Here is a 19658-nt window from a genome sequence, read left to right as displayed (position 1 = left end):
AAAAATTAAGAATTCATTGAAGATAAATAATAAAAATGACTAGCACTTGGCTAGTCATTTTTATTGAAGTGATTAGTCACCAATAATATCTAAAATGTAGTTTTTAAGAGTATTTGAGTTTCCACCGAAGATTGCTTGAACTCCACCTTTAACTTCCATAACTCCTGCCGCACCTAAAGCTTTTAAGCGATCTTTATCAACTTTAGAAGTATCTCCAACTTCAACACGTAAACGTGTAATACATGCATCTAAGTTCTCAATATTTTCTGCTCCACCTAATGCTTCTAATACTAATGGTGCTTTTTCTTTCCATTCATCAGTTCCAGCTGTAGCTGTTGTTGCTTCTGCAGATCCACCGTTACGTTCTTGGAAGTCTTTTTTAGAGAATAATTTTACTTCTTCGTTATCATCTTCACGACCTGGTGTTTTTAAGTTTAATTTTTTAATTAAGAAGCTAAATACAACGAAGTATAAAGCAAAGTAAACAACACCAACAACTAATACCCAGTACCAATGAGTCGCTACACCAGCTCCTGCAGGTAATAATCCGAATAAAACGAAGTCAATTAATCCACCAGAGAATGTCATCCCGATGAATACATCTAACATTGCCATTAACATGAATGATAATCCAGCAAATACAGCATGTACAACGAATAACACTGGTGCAACGAATAAGAATGTGAATTCTAATGGTTCAGTAATACCAGTTAAAATAGTTGTTAATGCAGCAGCTCCTAATAAACCACCCACAGCTTGACGTTTTTCAGGTTTAGCACATTTGTACATTGCTAAAGCCGCACCTGGTAAACCGAACATCATGAATGGGAATTTACCAGCTAAGAAACTTGTTGTTCCCATAACAATTTCATGCATTCTTTCTGAATCTAAACCTACTAAATCTCCCATTGAACCTAATTGAACGAAGTAAGCAGTGTTTGCTCCTTGAACAAGAACATCTTGTCCACCAATTAATAAGTTAGCCTCAACGAAAGATCCATACCAGAATGGTGTATAGAATACGTGGTGTAATCCGAATGGCACACATGAACGTTCAACTAATCCAAATAAGAATGAACCAAAAATTCCTGATGAATTAACAACATTTGCTAATGCTCCAATTCCATCTTGAACGAATGGCCAAACAAAGGCTAAAACCACACCAACTAATGCCATTACTAATGAAGTAATGATTGGTACGAAACGAGATCCTGCAAAGAATGATAATACAGGATGGAATTGAATGTTAAAGAATCTGTTATGTAACGCAGATGTTACCATCCCTGTAATAATCCCACCAAAAACTGACATATTTAACGTGAAGATTCCGACATTTGTTGTCACATAAGTTCCGTAATCTCCGACTTGATCAGGTGTAATCACACCTAATTTTGTCATTCCTAATCCTAATAAAGTCGAGATAACTTCATTCATGACAAAGAAACCAAATACAGCTGCTAATGCTGCTGTTGCTTTATCTTTTTTCGCTAATCCAGCTGCTACCCCAACTGCGAATAAAATAGGTAAGTTACCAAACACGATATTCCCGATATTATTCATAATCGTTAAAAGCGCTGTTAAGAACGCTGAATTATTAATTCCGTTAGCGATTGACTGATAAATAGCTGGTGCATCTGTCATTCCTGAAATTCCTAAAAATGCCCCACCAATTCCTAATAAAATCCCTGCAATAGGTAAAGCTGCAATTGGAAGCATTAACGCCTTACCTGTACGTTGTAAATACTTGAACATACAAATCGTCCTCCTATATAACTATAAACCATCTATAATTGATCTAACATGTGAATCCTTAATTGATCATAGGCTTCATTACGATTGTTATTATAATATAAATTTTCACAAATTAATACCCCTTCCAACAAATAGGTAACCGGTTACACAGTGTTTTTATGGTTTATTATTCCAATAATATGTGTTTTATGTCTTTTCTTATATCTTATTGACTTCCATTTTATTCATAAAATTTGAATCACATTAGACAGATCTTCCTGCAACAAACTATCTTTTTTCTTAGTTCTTATTTAAGTGATGCCACAAAATGTCTGGATGCGTATATCGCCCACCTAACTTTTTTTGTTGTTTAATCGTAATGGCTGATTTAGGACAATAATTCACACAAGCTAAACACGTATGACAGTTTTTTGTCCATTTTGGTTTTTGATCGACTTTTATACATCCTACTGGACAGATTCTTTCGCATATTTTACATGAAATACAATCTTCATTTACTTCAAAAGTTTTCATCTTTTTATCAACATTCTGTAATAAAGTAGACGCTATCTGAGTCACCCATCCTACTTGAACGCACTTATTAATATCAGATGTTTGTTTCATCTCTAACATCTCTTGATTCATTTTTTCAACTTGATGTTTGGCTTCATTCAATCGATCATGAATGTCTTGTCTTGATGATTTAAAACGATTATCTGGCATATGAATGGCATAAAAATGATGAAGCTTCCAGTTCTTAGCTTCTACTTCCTTCATCACTTGCTTCGCTACCTCACCATAGTGATGTCCATACGTCACCACCACGTCTAATTGATGAGGCATTTGATGTTTAAACGTTAGCTTTCTAATAAATTCGATAACTAACGGTGGTGCAGCAAAGTGATGAATTGGAAACACAAAAGTCAACTTCTCATCAGACGTTAAATCATATTCAAATTGTTGTTTTTGACTGGCTTGACTCATTGAAATGAGCGTTTCTGTTTGCTCTTGACTCATTTGTGTTGCGATAGATTGACTGTTTCCAGTTCCACTAAAGTAAAAAATCATCTGTTCTCACCCTTTCTCCTAAGTTTTTTTTAGATGATAAAATTTTTGGACTCTCATCATTATTACATAAAATAAACAAAAACAGGAATAATTTGAATAAAGAGGTGATTGGTATGTCAAATTCGTATGATAAAACATCTACGTATGAAGAACTAAAACAACTCTATGATCAACTACAGACTAATATCGAACAAACTGAAAAGTTATTAACGCATTTAACAGGAATAAAGGCAAGAAATTGTCTTCCACATAAGGCCCTTTATATTGATCGAATGCTCACTGAACAACATGAAAAATATCAACTGGATTTAAATAAAAGAGCGATTTTAAAGCAACAACTAAATATTTAAAAAGCATCAAACGTAACACTTTAGTTACGTTTGATGCTTTTTTTATCCTGCTAATACTTCATAAGACATGAGATTCTCTTTTCAATCATCACATAACCTCTACTTTTAGATGATTAATCTCTTGTAAAAATCCATGTCTTTTCATTTGATAAGTCTTCGTTAAACACATATCCTCCCTCGTTAAAGGCTTTCAGCTCATTCATGTCATGAATTTGATTCATTAAAATATAGCGTGCCATTTCACCACGTGCTCGCTTGGCGTACATGCCAATTACTTTGTACGCTTCGCCTTTTCGTTCTTTAAACTCAACCGTAATCACTTTATAATGTTTTTCTATTTGTTTAAAATCAATCGCCTTACTATATTCTTTAGAAGCTAAATTCAACAACACTTGATCCCCTGTTGTTTCTTTTAATTCACTTAAAAAGTAATCCGTTAACTCCCCTTTCCAGTAAGTATAAAGATCTTTTCCATGAAGTCCAGACCACGATAATCCCATCTCCAATCGATAAGGATTAATGAAATCAAATGGTCTTAAAACTCCATAAAGCCCCGATAAAATACGAAATGACTCATTAGAAAACTGTAGCGCCTCTTCATCTAAAGTCAATGAATCCAATCCTTTATAAGCCTCCCCTTCAAAAGCATGAATAGCAGGCATGGCTTGCTGATTTAACTGATAAAAGTTTTTAAATCGTTCCTCATTTATTTCTGCTAATGTATCAGACATTTTCATTAAAGTAGCCAACTCTTGCTTTGAATACTGCTGGAGTTGATTGACTAATTCCTTTGTTTTATCGGTAAAAAGAAGATGAGGTGATAAATTACAAGACTCTAATGTCATTGTCTTAAAGGTTTTAGCAGGAGACAGAATCATTAACATATTTAACACTTCCTCAAAACATTATTTTAATTAAGTATAATCTCATTTTATTTTGCTCAAACTTTTAACACAAAGTTTCATGATTATCTTATCATATTTCTTTACAATCTAACTTATCTATCACATAATAATTTTAAAGACTAACAAATTTTACAAAAAGGAAGTGACTACTATGAAATCTATCGTTTTAACGGAAGGAATGGAAGCTCCTGACTTTACGTTAATGGGATCAGATCATCAATTACACTCATTACGTGATTATCGCGGACGTAAAGTGATTTTATACTTTTATCCTCGTGATCATACACCTGGTTGTACGAACCAAGCAAAAGCCTTTCGAGATGCGATTGAATCATTTAAAGCACAAAATGCTGTCATCTTAGGAATTAGTCGTGACACAATTACAAGTCATGAAAAATTTACAACTAAACACGAATTACCCTTCTTATTACTTTCAGATACAGAAGAAACGGTTTGTAACCTATACGGTGTTTTAAAAGAAAAAAATATGTATGGTAAAAAAGCTATTGGGATCGAACGATCAACCTTTTTAATTGATGAAGCAGGAATCATTACAAAGATTTATCGTAAAGTTAAAGTAGCGGGACATATTGATGATGTTTTAGAAAACTGCTCATTATAATTCAAAAAAGTAGCTCACCTTTTGAAGATGAGCTACTTTTTTTATGTATACATTCGATCAATCACAATAATGCAGCGATAAGTGGGATGATCGGTTTGAATTTTATCAATGACTTCTTGTTTAATTTTTTCTTCGGTTAATTCCTTTGTTAGCTTTGATCCATCAATGACTAAGTCAAAAATTAAATTTTTATTGGGTTCGTGTCCAATAATTCTAAAGTCATGCATCGACATAATAACAGGATGTTGCTTAATAATTTGTTCAAGCTCTCCCTTCATCATTTTAATCTCTTCTGTTTCAATGCAAACCGGATCCATATGGATGACTAAATGAATGTTTAACTCCTCTGAAATTTGACGCTCCGCCTCGTCAATGATATCATGAATGGTCATTACATCAATATCCGCCGGAATTTCAGCATGAATGGAAGCAATAATTCGTCCGACTCCATAGTTATGAATCATTAAATCATGTGCTCCTGTAATATGATGATAAGATAATAATTTATTATAGATTTGACTGACTAATTCTTCATCAGGGGCTTCTCCAAGTAACGGACTGATTGTTTCTTTTACCAGTGTATAGCCTGCATATAAAATAAAACAAGCGACTAAAACGCCAGCATATCCATCAATTGGAAAACTCGTAAATCGAGCCACTAAAAAAGACAGTAATACCGTACTAGACGTAAAAACATCTCCTAGTGCATCGACTGACGCAGCTTTTAAAGCGTTAGAATTAATCGTTTCTCCCATCTGTTTATTAAAACGGCTTAACCAAAATTTAACCACAACTGAGATAGCCAATAAACCAAACGAAATCCATTCAAATGTCACATCACTTGGATTTAAGATTCGACTGATTGATGATTGAATAAATTGAACTCCCACTAACATGACCATAAAAGCAACAATTAATGCTGAAATATATTCAATACGCCCATGTCCATGTGGATGCTCTTTATCAGCTGGACGATTCGCTAATTTCACCCCAATGATCGTGACGACTGATGAAGCTGTATCTGAAAAGTTATTAAACGCATCGGCTGTGACAGCTATACTTCCAGCCAAAATTCCAACTGAAAATTTAATAATAAATAATAATAAGTTGGCAAGAATTCCGATTATTCCCGCGACATAAACATAGCGTTGTCTGACCATCTCGTTTTGAGCTTCGTCACTGTTTTTAATTAAATATTTAATTAACCATTTAGTAATCATGTATCATGACTCCAATCTATCTTACTTAAACTTAGTATCGCTATAATATCTTATCTTATTACATGGATTTTATCCAGTATTTAAGCTAAAATAAGTAAGTATGATTAATATTTACCAATAAAATAAATAATTTTCATGAAGATCAAATGACTGATTGCTCTTAGGAGGGGATTAAATGAGAAATTTCACCTATCAAAATGGAACTAAATTAATTTTTGGGAAAGACACTGAAAAATTAGTTGGTCACGAAATAGCCCAATATACAACGAAAGTTCTGCTTCATTATGGTGGAGGTTCGATCAAAAAAACTAAACTGTATGAGACGGTACTGACTTCGTTAAACAATGCAAACATCGAAGTGATTGAATTACCTGGGGTTCAACCAAATCCACGACTTTCACTTGTTCATGAAGGAATCAAGATGTGTCGAGAACAAAACATTACCTTTATTTTAGCTGTAGGTGGTGGAAGCGTCATTGACTCAGCGAAAGCCATCGCTGCTGGAGTTCCTTATGAGGGAGATGTTTGGGATTTATTCTGTGGCACACCAATTACAAAAGACTGTTTGCCAGTTGGAACGATTTTAACGATTCCCGCTGCAGGAAGTGAAACAAGTAGTGGATCAGTCATTACTAACGAAGAAAATGGTTTAAAACGTAGTTGCGGTCATTCAAGTATGCGCCCCGTCTTCTCTATTTTAAATCCTGAATTAACTTATACGTTACCGATGTATCAAACAGCATGCGGAATTGCTGATATGTTAGCACATGTTTTAGAACGTTATTTTACAAATGAACCTTCTGTTGATGTAACCGATCGCTTATGTGAAGCGACCATGAAAGCCATTATTAAAAACGGTAGACGTGTCATGAACGATCCGATGAATTATGACCTTCGTGCAGAGTTGATGTTAGCTGGTATGATTGCACACAATGGTAGTCTAGATGTGGGGCGTCTAGGTGATTGGGCAAGTCATGAACTAGAACATGAGCTAAGTGGACAATATGACATTGCTCATGGAGCGGGACTTGCGATTATCTTTCCAGCTTGGATGAAGTTTGTTTATAAGCATGATGTTCAACGATTTGCTCAATTTGGTCATCGTGTGTTTGACTTAGAGATTAACTTGAACAACTTAGAAGAAACAGCACTTCGTGCCATTGAATGTTTAGAACATTTCTTTAAAGAACTAAACTTACCCACTCGCTTTACAGAGGCTCACTTACCAACTGATGAGATCGAGTTATTAGCTCAAAAACTCGTTTCTCATTGTGAATCAGTCGGAAATTTCGTTAAGATTTATAAAGAAGATGCCTTAGCTATTTATCAATTAGCTCTTTAACAGATTTATCTACTAATTTAATCACGACTAAAAAGGTGTTCAAATTTGAACACCTTTTATCATGCCATTTTATCGTCATTAAACGGTTTATTTTAAACTTCAAGTCAATTCTCATCAAACGACTGCTACTAGTTGAATTTCTTTAAGACATACTGTCAGAGTTAGTTGTTTTCTTTGATAAGTGAGTAACTAAAAAATAAACAAAACGACCTATCACAAAACCACCGACTAATGCAAACGGAAGCCATTCTATGATTCCAATTAAGACTTGATTATAAAACACACTTATCCAATTAGACCAAAAATATGGTGACGAATGATTTGAAATATGCAAGTAAATACTTGATTCTCTACCTATAAACATCAAGTTGATCGCAAGAAATAAATAACAAGAAACGATGGAACTACTCCATGTTAATATACTTGCCACTACGGTCTTTCGTCTGGATTGTGACTGTTTTGATTCATACCAAGCGATTTTTAAGAGTGGAACTAACCATATTCCAAAGCATAAAACGGTTAGTGGTAGCGTCGATAGTCCTAGTTCTTGAACATAAGTTTGATAGTAAAAATCAAAAATACCAAAAATCACTCCTATGATTAAGTAAATGATCCCTCTTTTTTTCGTCATATCCCCTCTTTAATCATTGAATTAAGCTTTTCAGTTTGACCTTACTTATTATTATATAAGTTTACTAAAAACTAACAATAAAAATAAGATGCTTCATTTACCGGCATACTTTGGGTTAAATGACCTTGTTATCAATGAAACATGTGATGATTTATCATTTCATAGAATGTTCCTAGATTTTTGAAATTTCTTTTTGATCTTGAAAAAAATCATCTCTTCATGAGATTACATAAATCTTCCCTACTTCTATAAATATTAACATCTTTCTTCTGCTGATTGAATAAATTATACTAAACGGTTTCACTCATAGAAAGGAGGGAAAGAGACATGCTAATGTCCTTAAATCATGATTAACTTCCAGATTGATTATGCAGATGGAGCTCATCCCGACATTTTAGCCGCTTTAATGAAAGCTAATCAGATTCAAACCGAAGGTTATCAAACAGATGAATATTGTCAGCTTGCCAAACAATCGATTCAAAAGCATCTAAATGCGTTGGAATCTGAAATTTACTTTTTAGTTGGAGGAACGCAAACTAATTTAACCTTTATTTCTCATGCGCTTCGCCCTTATCAAGCGGTGCTATCCGCTTCGACTGGACATGTTGCAACGACTGAAACAGGAGCAATTGAAGCGACTGGACATAAAATCATTGAAATCATCAGTCAAGATGGGAAAATAAGCTTAAAGCAGCTTGAACAAACTTATAATAATTACGACGGCTTTCATAAGGTAGAACCTAAGTTGTTATATGTTTCAAACCCTACTGAACTTGGAACGCTTTATTCAAAAAAAGAGCTTGAAGCACTTTTTAATTTCTGCCATCAGCATGAGATGTATCTCTATTTAGATGGGGCCAGGTTAGGATCAGCGCTTGCCGCTTCTTCAAACACGATGAAGCTTTCAGATTATGCAAAATTGACAGATGCTTTTTATATCGGAGGAACAAAAAACGGCGCTCTTTTTGGAGAGGCTCTTGTCATTAACCATCCAAGTCTTCAACATCAATTTTATTTAAGCATGAAACAAAAAGGCGCACTTTTAGCTAAAGGGCGTTCACTTGGTATTCAATTCATTGAACTTTTCAGACAGAATCTTTACTTTACCATTGGTCAAGAAGCAAATGAAATGGCCCAGTTATTGAAAGAAGGGTTAAAAACTCTTAACTTCTCCTTTTTAGTAGAAACTGAAACCAATCAACTTTTTCCGATTTTACCTAATTCGCTAATTGATTATCTTCATCAACGATTTAATTTTTTAATTTGGCAAGCCTACGATGATACCCATTCTGTTGTCCGCTTCATTACCTCTTACGTGACAACGAAACAAGATGTTTATGAATTACTCAGTGCCATTATTCAATTTAAAGAAAAGAATGCTCTTCATTAACGAAGAACATTCTTTTTTTAATCGTGTCTTAAACATCCCATTTTATATAAGACCCAAACAATAAACAAAATAACGACGAGCATTCCAGCAAAGGGACTGCCGGTATACCAGCTTCCACGATTGATTGCCGTTAATGATTGCTGATTGGGCTGAGTTAGTTGTTGATTTAACTGAGTGACTTGTGATTGATTATTGTCTTGTTCTGTAAAAGATTGTATATTCATCATGTTTTTTTACGACATTTAAATAAACTCGTAAATTCACCTCTTCTCTAGCTTTTTTTGATGTGACTTTCAAAGTCTTTATAGTATATTCAACTAAAAATTAAACGGTTGCTTCTGATATAAAAACTCATGCTAAACGAAAAGCCAATGAATCTTTGAATAAAGACTCATTGGCTTTTTATCATTAACTTCTATTCTTTTGAGTGATCATAAGAACGAACTAATAAACGAACAAAGTTATAAGCGACAAATCCAATAATAATGGTTGTTACATAAAGTTGAATTCCTACAACTTCATGAATTAAACTTCCTAAGTGATTCATTCCTTGCGACGTTAAGTAAGCTGACATCTTAGTTGAAGCCACTAACCCAATCGCTAATGGGAACGTTAACGCTGCAAATCCAGGATGAAATTGAAACTTAAAGAACTTTGGAATATTAAATAAGATAAAGACTAATGTTGCAAACACAATTGTATACAATCCATAAACAACCATTGCCTGTGGGTTAGCAGAGACATTTAAGTAAGAAACCAAACATAAACTACTTGGTGCTAATAAAATCGCGGCTGTTTGTGCTAATGGGTCAGGTAAAGGACGACGTATCATACGAATTACCATAAATGGAATGAGAATTAAGAAAATCGCAATTCCATATCCAGTGATAACTTTTAATAAAGTCGTCATATTCATCGCTGTTCCTACAACGACAGAAACTAATAATCCATTATACGTCACAAACCAAGTCGGAACAAATGTTTCTTTTTGAACCCCCTTGATCACGTTACGATAAGTAAAGATTAAAATATGGATAGCATGTAAGATAAGTCCTACTAACCACACACTTTTTCCAATGAGCGGTGAATAAGTAAAGATGTAACTTCCTAAAATCATCGTTAGCATCGTAAAAGTCGCATATAAACTAGCTGGAATGACATTTTGATATTCCGTTTTAAATGTTTTAAAATGAACCGTAATCTTTAAAAACGCCGCTGTCCATACTAAACATCCGACTAGCATCGTGATATGTCTAATTCCTGAATACCCAAGCGTTGCATAAACGTTAGATAGTGTTGATAACCCAACCATTGTTGCTATCGCACCAACAGGCAAGTTTTCAATCTTTTGTAACAATTTCTTCATCAGTCATTTCTCTCCTCGTGTCAATTAATCGTTATAAGTAAATTGGCAGTTGTCTGTTAAATGGAAGAAGTCAGAATAATCGATATTAAAAATTGATTTCTCTACTTGAGAAATATTGATTTTTTCCCTAATTAACTGTGTTAACACACCGCTGTATGATAAATCTCCTTGAATAATCGCTCCATAGATGACTCCATCTTTATGAATAATCTTTTTATAATTTTGATATCCATCATCTTGAATTTCAATCTGATACGTTTCATCAGGAGCATCTGGTGTTCCAAGGGACATCGTTGGAATGTGTAAGAAATTCATCGTTGATTTACTCGCAAAGAAATCCGTTAATTCGCGTTTTTTCCCACACATATTAGCTGCTGCAATAATGGCTTCTTTAACCGCTGCTGGCCAGATTGGATTACGACCTGAAATATCTCCGGCACCGAATACTGACTCATCACTTGTGCGCCCGTATTCATCAAATAATAAACCAAAACGATCGCATTCAATTCCGCTACCTTCTAAGAACGCAACATTTGAGCGAACCCCCGTTGCCACAATTAAGAAATCACATTCGATTGTTAATCCATTTGATAAGACAAGTTCTTGAACCGCTCCAGCTTCATCAACAATCACTTCTTGAACCGCTGTATCGTAGTATTGCGTCACGCCTTCATTTGTAAACGCATCTTGATAAGTTTTAGCTGCACGCTTGTCTAATTGGATTGATAACATATGCCCTTTAAACTCAACTAATGTTAAGTTTTTACCGTAATGTAATAATCCCGTTAAGGCATCAATTCCAACAAGTCCAGCCCCCATGACAACAATATTTTTTGCATCTTTTGCCTTTTCTTTAATTTCAATAGCATCATCTAAATTTCTTAATCCGTAAACACCTTTTGCTTCTTTTAAATTTTTAACCGGTGGGAAAAATGTTGACGCTCCTGTTGCTAATAAAACTTTATCGTATGACACTTCACGTCCATCCGATAAGATTAAGACTTTTTGTTTAGGTTCAATTTTTTCAACTGAAACGCCTTTGATCCAATTAATTTGATTTTTTTCAATAAAACCATCTTCAACGAATTCTAATGCTTTAATGTCACGAATTCCTTCTAAATAGTGATGTAAAATACAACGTGAATAAATATATTCATCTTTTGAAATTAAAGTAATGTTTGCATCAGGATCCATTTCACGAATATATTTAACTCCGTTAATTCCTGCTGCTGAGGCACCAACTACTACATAATTCATCTTATTTTACCTCCTCAAGTGTAATAGCTTCCATTGGACAGTTAGCTACACATTGTGGCGTTTTTAAATCATGTGATGTACACATGTCACATTTCATAATATATTTTTGTTTTAAACGATCGGCTTTTAATACACCGTATGGACAAGCCATGATGCACATGTAACAACTTGCACATCGTGTTCCATCGTATTTGACATAACCTGTTTCTTTATCTTTAGACATAGCTCCTGTCATACAAGTGTAAACACATTCTGGTAAATCGCAATGACGACAAAAGATCGGTGAATTTTTTCCTTTACTATCTACTACGACACGGTTTCTTGAATCACAGCTTTCATGTGAGACAATACAAGCTGTGACGCAAGTTAAACAACTAATACATTTACTTCTATCAATCTTAATACGTTTCATATTAAGCCCCTTTCACTTTGTTGATTTGAACTGGTGTACTTTTATATGAAGGTTCTTTTGAATAAGCATCATAAACAGATGGTGTTAATGCATTGGTTTCAAGGTAGTGAATTGGCGCAAATAATTCATTGTAAGCCACTGTATCTGAAACCATCGCCATAAAACGACGAGTCACACCATTAATTGAGGTAATCTCCACTGTTTCTTGATGAGCAATTCCTAGATCTTTTGCTAACTCTTCGTTGATGTGAATATAAGCAACTGGTGAAACAGCATCATTTACATAAACAATCTCACGTGTACGAGTTTGAGTATGCCATTGACCAACCGTTCCTCGTCCAGTGTTTAACATATATGGGAATTCCTCACTTAACTGTAACGGATTTTCTGTCACTGCTTCAAAGATAAATTTTGCTTTTTCACTTGATGTATAATAACGTCCATCTTCGTATAAGCGACGCTCATCTTCTGTTAAAACATCACCTTCTTTAAATGGCCACTGAATTCCTTTTGAATCAACTAAGGCGTCATAATCAACACCTGTGATCTCACAAGGCATCCCTTTTGTACATTTTTTCATTTTTTCAAACACTTCTTTTGGTGTTTGCCATCCGTCTAATAACTCACCCATTCCTAACGCTTTTCCAACATTTAAAATAACATTGAAATCTGACATTTCATTTTCTTCCATTGGTAAAGCAGGACGTACAGCTGATAAACGACGCTCTGTATTAATTAATGTTCCTTCTTTTTTCGTTCCTGGAACAACTGGGAAGAACACACCGCAATCAGCAGAGCTATCTGTATCATCATAAATATCTTGAACAATGAATAACTCTAATTTTTCCATTGCTTCTTTAAAGGTTTCATTATTGATCCATGAATGACGTGGATTTGTACAAATAATCCATAACGCTTTAATTTCTCCAGCATTTATTTTTTCAATAATTGCATTATATGGTAAAGTTGGTTTAACTGGTAACCATGACTCATCGATTCCTAATGCCTCTGCCACTGCTTGACGACGAGCTGGATGATCATAATCGCCTCCTCCATATAATCCCGTTGTGTTACTAAATAAACGAGATCCCATGGCGTTACTTTGACCAGTAATTGAGTTTGCTCCTGTTCCTGGGCGTCCCATATTTCCTGTCATTAAGGCAATGTTAATAATAGCTTGTGCATTTCGAACTGCTTCATAACCTTGGTTAATTCCCATTGTCCACCAAAGTGAAACGGCTTTTCCTTCATGAATCATTGTTGCTAATTCCAACACTTGATCAGCCGTTAAGTTTGTTTTTTCTTCTACTTCATCTAATGTAAAGTCTTTGACGAATTCTTTAAACGATTCAAAGTTTTCTGTATGCTTTTCAATGTAATTTGCATCAATCCAATTGTTTTCAATTAAAACATTCGCTAACGTATAAAGAAGTGTTAAGTCTGATTTTGCTTTTAAGCGATAGAAATGATCAGCACGTTTAGCTGTCTCTGTATAACGTGGGTCAATCACAATGACTTTTTTCCCTTCGATTTGGTTTGCTTTAATACGTCCCCAAATAATTGGATGAGCAACAACTGGATTAGCCCCGATTAAAATAATTGTATCTGATAATTCAAAGTCGTTTAACGTATAAGGTGGCGCGTCAAATCCAAAACTTTGTTTATGTGCCACAACACTAGTTGCCATACATAAACGTGTATTTCCATCCACATTTGCTTTTAAGTAGTTACGCATGACATGTCCATATAACGACATCTCTTCTAACGTCATTTGTCCCGTACTAATTCCGGCAATACTTTCAGGTCCATATTGATCACGAATTTCATTTAATTTATTCGCTGTATACGTAAACGCCTCATCCCAAGACACGTATTCAAAGGTACCGTCTGCCTTTTTTAAACGTGGTAATGGATTTGGTTTATGAATTAAGTGTTGTTTATCTAAATTTAACCCTTTAATACATGAAAATCCTTTATTAACCGGATAATGTTTCGTTGGAATGACTTTTACGATTTTATCATCTTCTACCATATAATCTAAATTACAAGCTAACGCACAGTAATTACAAGTTGATTGTACTTTTTTCATAAGTATCTCCTTTCAAAAATAAAGCATAATTTTCACGACTTTAACTTTACATCAAGTGACTAGTGATCCGTCTTTTTAGATAACACCTAGCTCTTGAGCGTTTTATCATAAACGATATTGAGGCTTTCATCAAAATAACCAAGTTCTTTTTAATGTGCTTAGTGATGAGTTTAACGTGCTTTAAAGACGAAAAACTAAGCACTATGTATCCATATTAAGATTATTCACCTCTTTAGTTAAATAGAAGTTAGTTTTGAACGTAACGAATTCCGCTCCAATAAATATTATGCTTAACAATCGCTTCTTCACTTAAGTGAACATCTTGAAGTACCCATTTTTTAAACTCCATAAATCCTGTTCGATCAACAATATATCCAATATGTTCTTTTCCACCTGGAGCATCTTTAGCAATATATTCTGTGACATACTTATACGTATTTTGGATAATTTTAATAATACTCTCTTCATCAGCCCAAACAATAAAGTCTTCTCCTAATCGTGGATTTTTCTTACCTGTACGTCCCATAATTGCTAAACGATAGTATTTTTCTCGGCTGCGCGTCCAAGCAGCAGTTGGACAATTAATGACACATTCGCCACAACCAATACATTTTGAATGATCGCGCTCTACTTTATAGTTCACACCTTTTAATGCTCCTGTTGCTTTTTTCTTACACGCACGAACACAAGCTCCGCAAGACACACAACGATCTTTATCATATTGAGGTTTTGTCATTCCAATAATTCCAAAATCATGCATACGAGCCTTAATACAATCATTAGGGCATCCAGTTAAAGCAATTTTAAAGTGTAAATCATTTGGAAACACAGCCTTTTCAATACGCTTAGCAAAGTTCGTTGTATTGTAATTAGCAAATGGACAAACGTTATTTCCAATACAAGCTGACACGTTACGCGTTCCCGCAGCCGTATACCCTTTACCCGGAATTTCTTGATTGATCTCTAGTCCTTCAATAATCGGCTGTAATAATTCATTTACTTTTTCAATATCTTCAAATTTAATACCTGGAATTTCAAACCCTTGTCGAGTGGTGATATGTACTGCACCATTTCCATACGTATTTGCAATTTCATAAATTTTAAGTAATTGTTCTGCTTGAAGGGCTCCACCAGGTACTCTAATTCGAGAAGCGGTCACTCCACGATGTTTCGTCACACGAAACGCATTTTTCTTTAAAAGCTTAGTATTCACATCCATGATTTCACCCTCCTTAATCGATTAAATCTTTCCCTTTGGTATAGTTAAAAACAGGTCCTTCTAAGCAAATGTACGTATCATCAATCTTGCAATGACCACACTTACCAATTCCACAGCACATTTTACGTTCTTGAGAAATCCAAATATTTTGCTCTGCAATTCCACGTTTTAAAAATTCTTGAACGGTAAAATGCATCATCATTGGAGGGCCAACGACAATCACTTGTACGTCTTCTAAGTTCTTAATCGGTAAATCGGGAATAAACTTTGTGACTAAACCAACGTGTCCTTCATAACCCTCTTGTGCTTGATCAACTGTTAAAATAACTGTTGATGTTTCACTCCATCTAGCTAAATCTGATTTGAATAACACATCGTTTGGAGATTTAAATCCAGTAACTAAAGTAAATCCGTTTGAGCGACTTGGATCGTTAGCAAAGTAATCAACGACGCCACGAACTGGAGACAATCCTGTTCCTCCTGCCACTACAATTAGTTCTTTTCCTTCATAAAGACTCACGTCAAATCCATTTCCATAAGGTCCACGTAAAAATAAAGATTGACCTTTGTAATGATTGAAAATTTCATCGGTTACTTTTCCAACCTTACGGATCGTTAAATCCACATAATCTTCTCCAATTCCACTAACCGAAATAGGCGCTTCCCCATATTTAGGAATTGAGACTTCAAAAAATTGTCCTGGCTTTACGTCTCCCTCATAAGTCATTCGAAACGTATATTCAATGTCGGTATGTTGAATGATTTCTTTAATTGTTGATAAAAATGGAAGGTATTCATTCTTTGTCATTACTCCACCTCATCCATAGCTTTTCCTAATTTATTGATACAATTTGAAAACGAAATATATTCTGGACAAACATCATCGCAACGTCCACATCCTACACACATATGATATCCGTTACGTTTTTTAAAGTCATAAATTTTATGCATGACTTTAAAGCGCATTCGTTGTCCTTTATTTTCACGGAATTTATGACCTCCTGCCATATCCGTATAACCATCTACTTGACAAGACGCCCAAACACGTCGGCGTTCACCACATTTACGATTATCCTGATAGAAAATATCTTGCATCGTGAAACAAGTACACGTTGGACAAACAAAATTACAACGACCACAAGCAATACAACGCTCGCTATACTCTTCCCACATGTCAGAATAAATAATACGTAAATCCAGTTTTTCTGGAATATCGACATGAACAGCATTTTCAGTGACAAATTTAGGCGTCACCTCATGAGTCGACATATCTTTTAAGTCGGCATCTTTTAATAATTGCTCATCTTTAATCTTAAATGCAACCTGATCGGCTTCTAAATGAATATACGCATCATATTCATCGGTCTGATTTGTTTTCATATCCACACAAAAACAGCTATTAAAGCTTGTTTCGCATCCCATCACGATGAACTTTGCTTTTTCACGGAATTTTTTATAATAAATATCTTCAAATCCGTTTCTTAAATAAATTTCATCTAATCGACGAACTGCATGTAAATCACAGCTTCTTAAAAAGATTAATAGCTCTTGCTCATTCATTGAGGCCTCTTTTACTTCAGTTTCTGTAAAGAAAAACAATGTTTGAGTAATCGGCAATAAAACCTCTTTGTATGAGAAACTTGATTTTTCCTGAAATTCAATTTCCTCAACTTGTGTAATCGTTCCATAACGGACACGATCCGTATCAGAAAAGGTTCCTTCCCCCTTATACTTCTTCGGTGCGTAAATAACATACTTTTTGGCTAATTGATTTAATGTTTCATTAAACTTAGCTTTTGACATAATTAACCCCATTATAAAAGACCTCATTTCTTAAGTTCTTCACCATAATGAGGTCATTTTACTCTATTTTATTTTTTATTTCTGTGATAAAAATCACACATTTAATAAATTCGTGCATAAATACACAATAAATGTCGCATTTTGTCAAATGATATGCATTATCATTTGTTTTTATGATAATTCCCTAAAGCTTCAGGAGATTTAATCTTAATCTTCTTGCGCTCATATTGCACTAAATCGGCTTCTACTAATTTTTTTAAGGCACGAGAAACGGTCTCACGCTGAGCCCCGAGTAATTGAGAAAGATAGGACACGGTTAACGGAACATCAATAATATATTCGCCCTCCACTTCAACTCCATAATCATGATACAGTCGATAGAGTTTAGCGGCTAACTTTCGTTCCATCGCAATATTTGTTGGAGCATTTTTTAATTGTCTATAAGTTCTTCTTAACTTTGAACAAAACTGATCTAAAACGGCTTGAGCTAATTCAAAATCTTGTTCCATCATCGATAGAAATCGTTCTCTTGAGTAACTTAAAATCTCACATTTTTCAAAACAAATGCAATCAACGGCACTTGGTAATTGACTTTTTAAATGATCATTTAAAAGATGGCCCTGATCCAAAATAAAAATAACTCGCCCTTCACCCGACTCCCCTAATTTAGAAATCGATACCTTTCCATATAAAATAATATAGACTTGATCCACCATTTCTTTATCGCGAAAAATATAGCTCCCCTTTTTATATTGATTCACTTTCGCATACTTAACTAACTGTTGAACCGTCTCTTCTTTAACATTCGCAAATAAACTTAACTTTTGAATAGCTTCTCGACTCACAACTCCCATACTTAACACCTTCTTATTCATTAACTCTTCATTCAATTGTTTCTTTTCTATGATACAAAATTCTATCCTAATTTAAAATGTTTATTTTTATCAATTAGCGATTTAATAACACGTCTTTGTAACGAATTCAGATTTTTACTATGCTGTAAATATTATTTTATCCAAAATCATTAATAATAATATTTATAACTATCTTTCTAGTATAAAAACTTCCTCTTCACATATTAAAAATTTTATATAAAAAAGCGATTGTCGTCAGAAATCAACAATCGCTTTTTCAAGTTCCGTATCTTTATAAGATAATGAGAATTAAATAAATAAAAAATGAAATAGTGGAAATGATATGCCATCTAATATTTAATTTTTTATTTTTTATAGTTAGGCAACCTGTTCCTACAATGGCTAACATGATACACGAAAATCCGAAATACTTGAGAAAACTTTCCGTTCCGAATTTTACTACCGTCTCATATAACATTCCAACAGTTGCTAAACTCCCTAAAATAATGTGTAAGTTAACCGTTAATTTAGTCTTTTTCCCCAATGCTTTCGAAATATAATAAATGAGTAAAGCTGCAAAAAAACATCCGTGCGACAACAAAATAACACCTCCTTAACGTAATCCTTTTTCTTTTTTTATTACGGTTGTTACCGGTATGGTCTTAATTCTGAACATAAAATAATAAAATTTTATAATAACTAGCAGTACTAAAAAAATTCTCATATGTAAACTATTAACAAGAAAGAATGGAACGCAAAGCATCGCATCCGCTGTTAATAAGATGGTCCATTTTTGTTTTAACGTCATTTGACGGTTTTGCACAAAGTTTTCTAAATGCTTTTGATATAACTTCGTTGATTTAAACCAACAATCAAATCTCTCCGATCCTTTCACAAAACAAAATGAAGCTAATAACAAAAACGGAGTAGTGGGGAGTATTGGTAGAATGACTCCTACAATCCCAAATCCTAAGCAAATAAATCCACATATGACGAGTAACATCTTTGTTATTTTTTTCATTTTCTCACTCTTCCTTTCTTAATCAAACATGTGACGGAAAAACTCAAGAGGTGAATAAATTAAAATCCGTGGACCGGAAAATTTCATTACTTCTTTCACTTTATGCTTCATATCTTTTTTATAGCAATGGATAGGACATTTTTGACAGGTTGTTTTCTCATTTCCAAATTTACACAAGCTTAAACGTTTATGTGCATAATTTAATAGTTCCTGACATTCTTCACATAACCCTTCCGATTTATGTTGATGTTTTTTATGACAATATAACTCAATCATCAATTTAATAATCTTTTTTTCACGCTCAATTCTTTCTTTTGCCACCATATCCCTCCTATCAACGATAATCATTATCAATAAAAAGTTAAAATAAGGAGGATT

At 34.2% G+C, this 19658-nt stretch carries 21 protein-coding genes; 4 read left to right on the top strand and 17 right to left on the bottom strand.

Translation table 11 applies throughout. From position 1 onward, the window contains the following. Positions 1–72: 72 nt before the first annotated feature. Positions 73–1752 carry a PTS transporter subunit EIIC gene (locus JRC48_RS02050; protein WP_235070216.1) on the bottom strand — a complete coding sequence of 560 codons (1680 nt, stop codon included), beginning with the start codon at positions 1750–1752 and terminating at the stop codon, positions 73–75. A 279-nt stretch (positions 1753–2031) separates the two neighbouring features. Further along, positions 2032–2799: an EFR1 family ferrodoxin gene (locus JRC48_RS02045; protein ID WP_235070215.1), complete on the bottom strand. Its 768-nt coding sequence runs from the start codon at positions 2797–2799 to the stop codon at positions 2032–2034. 113 nt (positions 2800–2912) lie between these two features. Here JRC48_RS02045 and JRC48_RS02040 point away from each other — a divergent pair, with 113 nt between their 5' ends. Next, positions 2913–3149: a hypothetical protein gene (locus JRC48_RS02040; RefSeq protein WP_235070214.1), complete on the top strand. Its 237-nt coding sequence runs from the start codon at positions 2913–2915 to the stop codon at positions 3147–3149. A gap of 113 nt (positions 3150–3262) precedes the next feature. On the opposite strand, the gene yaaA is transcribed toward JRC48_RS02040, so the two are convergent. Then, entirely contained in the window at positions 3263–4033 is a 771-nt protein-coding gene (yaaA, locus tag JRC48_RS02035; protein WP_235070213.1) for a peroxide stress protein YaaA, read from the bottom strand. Positions 4034–4205: 172 nt separating this feature from the next. Between yaaA and bcp the strand changes: the two genes are divergently transcribed. Then, positions 4206–4676, top strand: a complete 471-nt coding sequence (gene bcp / locus JRC48_RS02030; protein WP_235070212.1) for a thioredoxin-dependent thiol peroxidase — start codon at positions 4206–4208, stop codon at positions 4674–4676. 41 nt (positions 4677–4717) lie between these two features. Here the strand turns inward: bcp and JRC48_RS02025 are convergent, their stop codons facing one another. After that, positions 4718–5896 carry a cation diffusion facilitator family transporter gene (locus tag JRC48_RS02025; RefSeq protein ID WP_235070211.1) on the bottom strand — a complete coding sequence of 393 codons (1179 nt, stop codon included), beginning with the start codon at positions 5894–5896 and terminating at the stop codon, positions 4718–4720. A gap of 175 nt (positions 5897–6071) precedes the next feature. On the opposite strand from JRC48_RS02025, the gene JRC48_RS02020 reads away from it, so the two are divergent. Continuing rightward, positions 6072–7238 (top strand): iron-containing alcohol dehydrogenase, encoded by a 1167-nt coding sequence (locus JRC48_RS02020; RefSeq protein WP_235070210.1) that lies wholly within the window; start codon positions 6072–6074, stop codon positions 7236–7238. Between the two features lie 142 nt (positions 7239–7380). Here JRC48_RS02020 and JRC48_RS02015 read toward each other — a convergent pair whose 3' ends face one another. Next, positions 7381–7869: a hypothetical protein gene (locus JRC48_RS02015; RefSeq protein WP_235070209.1), complete on the bottom strand. Its 489-nt coding sequence runs from the start codon at positions 7867–7869 to the stop codon at positions 7381–7383. 346 nt (positions 7870–8215) lie between these two features. On the opposite strand from JRC48_RS02015, the gene JRC48_RS02010 reads away from it, so the two are divergent. Next, positions 8216–9259, top strand: a complete 1044-nt coding sequence (locus JRC48_RS02010; RefSeq protein ID WP_235070208.1) for a low specificity L-threonine aldolase — start codon at positions 8216–8218, stop codon at positions 9257–9259. 17 nt (positions 9260–9276) lie between these two features. Here JRC48_RS02010 and JRC48_RS02005 read toward each other — a convergent pair whose 3' ends face one another. The 12 genes from JRC48_RS02005 to JRC48_RS01950 form a co-directional block, all read right to left on the bottom strand. Beyond that, positions 9277–9486 (bottom strand): hypothetical protein, encoded by a 210-nt coding sequence (locus tag JRC48_RS02005; RefSeq protein ID WP_235070207.1) that lies wholly within the window; start codon positions 9484–9486, stop codon positions 9277–9279. A gap of 188 nt (positions 9487–9674) precedes the next feature. After that, positions 9675–10625, bottom strand: coding sequence for a TDT family transporter (locus JRC48_RS02000; protein WP_235070206.1), 951 nt, complete (start codon positions 10623–10625; stop codon positions 9675–9677). Between the two features lie 24 nt (positions 10626–10649). Beyond that, on the bottom strand, positions 10650–11882 hold the full coding sequence (locus tag JRC48_RS01995) for an NAD(P)/FAD-dependent oxidoreductase (protein ID WP_235070205.1): 1233 nt from the start codon (positions 11880–11882) through the stop codon (positions 10650–10652). A 1-nt stretch (position 11883) separates the two neighbouring features. Then, a complete protein-coding gene (locus JRC48_RS01990; RefSeq protein ID WP_235070204.1) occupies positions 11884–12294 on the bottom strand; it encodes a 4Fe-4S dicluster domain-containing protein in 411 nt (136 codons plus the stop codon). A 1-nt stretch (position 12295) separates the two neighbouring features. Then, on the bottom strand, positions 12296–14383 hold the full coding sequence (locus JRC48_RS01985; RefSeq protein ID WP_235070203.1) for a molybdopterin oxidoreductase family protein: 2088 nt from the start codon (positions 14381–14383) through the stop codon (positions 12296–12298). Positions 14384–14630: 247 nt separating this feature from the next. After that, positions 14631–15602 carry a sulfite reductase subunit C gene (gene asrC / locus JRC48_RS01980; RefSeq protein ID WP_235070202.1) on the bottom strand — a complete coding sequence of 324 codons (972 nt, stop codon included), beginning with the start codon at positions 15600–15602 and terminating at the stop codon, positions 14631–14633. A gap of 13 nt (positions 15603–15615) precedes the next feature. Next, the gene (asrB, locus tag JRC48_RS01975; RefSeq protein ID WP_235070201.1) at positions 15616–16410 is read right to left on the bottom strand and encodes an anaerobic sulfite reductase subunit AsrB; all 795 of its coding nucleotides are present in this window, start codon (positions 16408–16410) and stop codon (positions 15616–15618) included. Beyond that, positions 16410–17417 (bottom strand): anaerobic sulfite reductase subunit AsrA, encoded by a 1008-nt coding sequence (asrA, locus tag JRC48_RS01970; protein ID WP_235070200.1) that lies wholly within the window; start codon positions 17415–17417, stop codon positions 16410–16412. Before asrA ends, asrB begins: the two co-directional genes overlap by 1 nt. A gap of 149 nt (positions 17418–17566) precedes the next feature. After that, on the bottom strand, positions 17567–18259 hold the full coding sequence (locus JRC48_RS01965) for a Crp/Fnr family transcriptional regulator (RefSeq protein ID WP_235070199.1): 693 nt from the start codon (positions 18257–18259) through the stop codon (positions 17567–17569). A gap of 292 nt (positions 18260–18551) precedes the next feature. Beyond that, entirely contained in the window at positions 18552–18860 is a 309-nt protein-coding gene (locus JRC48_RS01960) for a hypothetical protein (RefSeq protein WP_235070198.1), read from the bottom strand. A 12-nt stretch (positions 18861–18872) separates the two neighbouring features. Then, positions 18873–19280 (bottom strand): YbaN family protein, encoded by a 408-nt coding sequence (locus JRC48_RS01955; RefSeq protein ID WP_235070197.1) that lies wholly within the window; start codon positions 19278–19280, stop codon positions 18873–18875. An 18-nt stretch (positions 19281–19298) separates the two neighbouring features. Beyond that, entirely contained in the window at positions 19299–19604 is a 306-nt protein-coding gene (locus JRC48_RS01950) for a nitrous oxide-stimulated promoter family protein (protein ID WP_235070976.1), read from the bottom strand. Positions 19605–19658: the final 54 nt, after the last annotated feature.

The organism is Turicibacter sp. TJ11 (genome assembly GCF_021497505.1).
Taxonomy (GTDB): Bacteria; Bacillota_I; Bacilli_A; order MOL361; family Turicibacteraceae; genus Turicibacter.
The sequence above is the reverse complement of the archived record's forward strand: the minus strand, read 5'-3'. Positions and strand labels throughout refer to the sequence as shown.

Coding starts and splice junctions, on each gene's coding strand:
- JRC48_RS01950 (WP_235070976.1), bottom strand. CDS start 19,604: ATGGTGGCAAAAGAAAGAATTGAGCGTGAAAAAAAGATTATTAAATTG.
- JRC48_RS02015 (WP_235070209.1), bottom strand. CDS start 7,869: ATGACGAAAAAAAGAGGGATCATTTACTTAATCATAGGAGTGATTTTT.
- JRC48_RS02025 (WP_235070211.1), bottom strand. CDS start 5,896: ATGATTACTAAATGGTTAATTAAATATTTAATTAAAAACAGTGACGAA.
- JRC48_RS02040 (WP_235070214.1), top strand. CDS start 2,913: ATGTCAAATTCGTATGATAAAACATCTACGTATGAAGAACTAAAACAA.
- JRC48_RS02000 (WP_235070206.1), bottom strand. CDS start 10,625: ATGAAGAAATTGTTACAAAAGATTGAAAACTTGCCTGTTGGTGCGATA.
- JRC48_RS02050 (WP_235070216.1), bottom strand. CDS start 1,752: ATGTTCAAGTATTTACAACGTACAGGTAAGGCGTTAATGCTTCCAATT.
- yaaA (WP_235070213.1), bottom strand. CDS start 4,033: ATGTTAATGATTCTGTCTCCTGCTAAAACCTTTAAGACAATGACATTA.
- JRC48_RS02010 (WP_235070208.1), top strand. CDS start 8,216: ATGATTAACTTCCAGATTGATTATGCAGATGGAGCTCATCCCGACATT.
- bcp (WP_235070212.1), top strand. CDS start 4,206: ATGAAATCTATCGTTTTAACGGAAGGAATGGAAGCTCCTGACTTTACG.
- JRC48_RS02005 (WP_235070207.1), bottom strand. CDS start 9,486: ATGATGAATATACAATCTTTTACAGAACAAGACAATAATCAATCACAA.
- asrA (WP_235070200.1), bottom strand. CDS start 17,417: ATGGGGTTAATTATGTCAAAAGCTAAGTTTAATGAAACATTAAATCAA.
- asrB (WP_235070201.1), bottom strand. CDS start 16,410: ATGACAAAGAATGAATACCTTCCATTTTTATCAACAATTAAAGAAATC.
- JRC48_RS02020 (WP_235070210.1), top strand. CDS start 6,072: ATGAGAAATTTCACCTATCAAAATGGAACTAAATTAATTTTTGGGAAA.
- JRC48_RS01965 (WP_235070199.1), bottom strand. CDS start 18,259: ATGGGAGTTGTGAGTCGAGAAGCTATTCAAAAGTTAAGTTTATTTGCG.
- JRC48_RS02045 (WP_235070215.1), bottom strand. CDS start 2,799: ATGATTTTTTACTTTAGTGGAACTGGAAACAGTCAATCTATCGCAACA.
- JRC48_RS01995 (WP_235070205.1), bottom strand. CDS start 11,882: ATGAATTATGTAGTAGTTGGTGCCTCAGCAGCAGGAATTAACGGAGTT.
- JRC48_RS01990 (WP_235070204.1), bottom strand. CDS start 12,294: ATGAAACGTATTAAGATTGATAGAAGTAAATGTATTAGTTGTTTAACT.
- JRC48_RS01985 (WP_235070203.1), bottom strand. CDS start 14,383: ATGAAAAAAGTACAATCAACTTGTAATTACTGTGCGTTAGCTTGTAAT.
- JRC48_RS01955 (WP_235070197.1), bottom strand. CDS start 19,280: ATGAAAAAAATAACAAAGATGTTACTCGTCATATGTGGATTTATTTGC.
- asrC (WP_235070202.1), bottom strand. CDS start 15,602: ATGGATGTGAATACTAAGCTTTTAAAGAAAAATGCGTTTCGTGTGACG.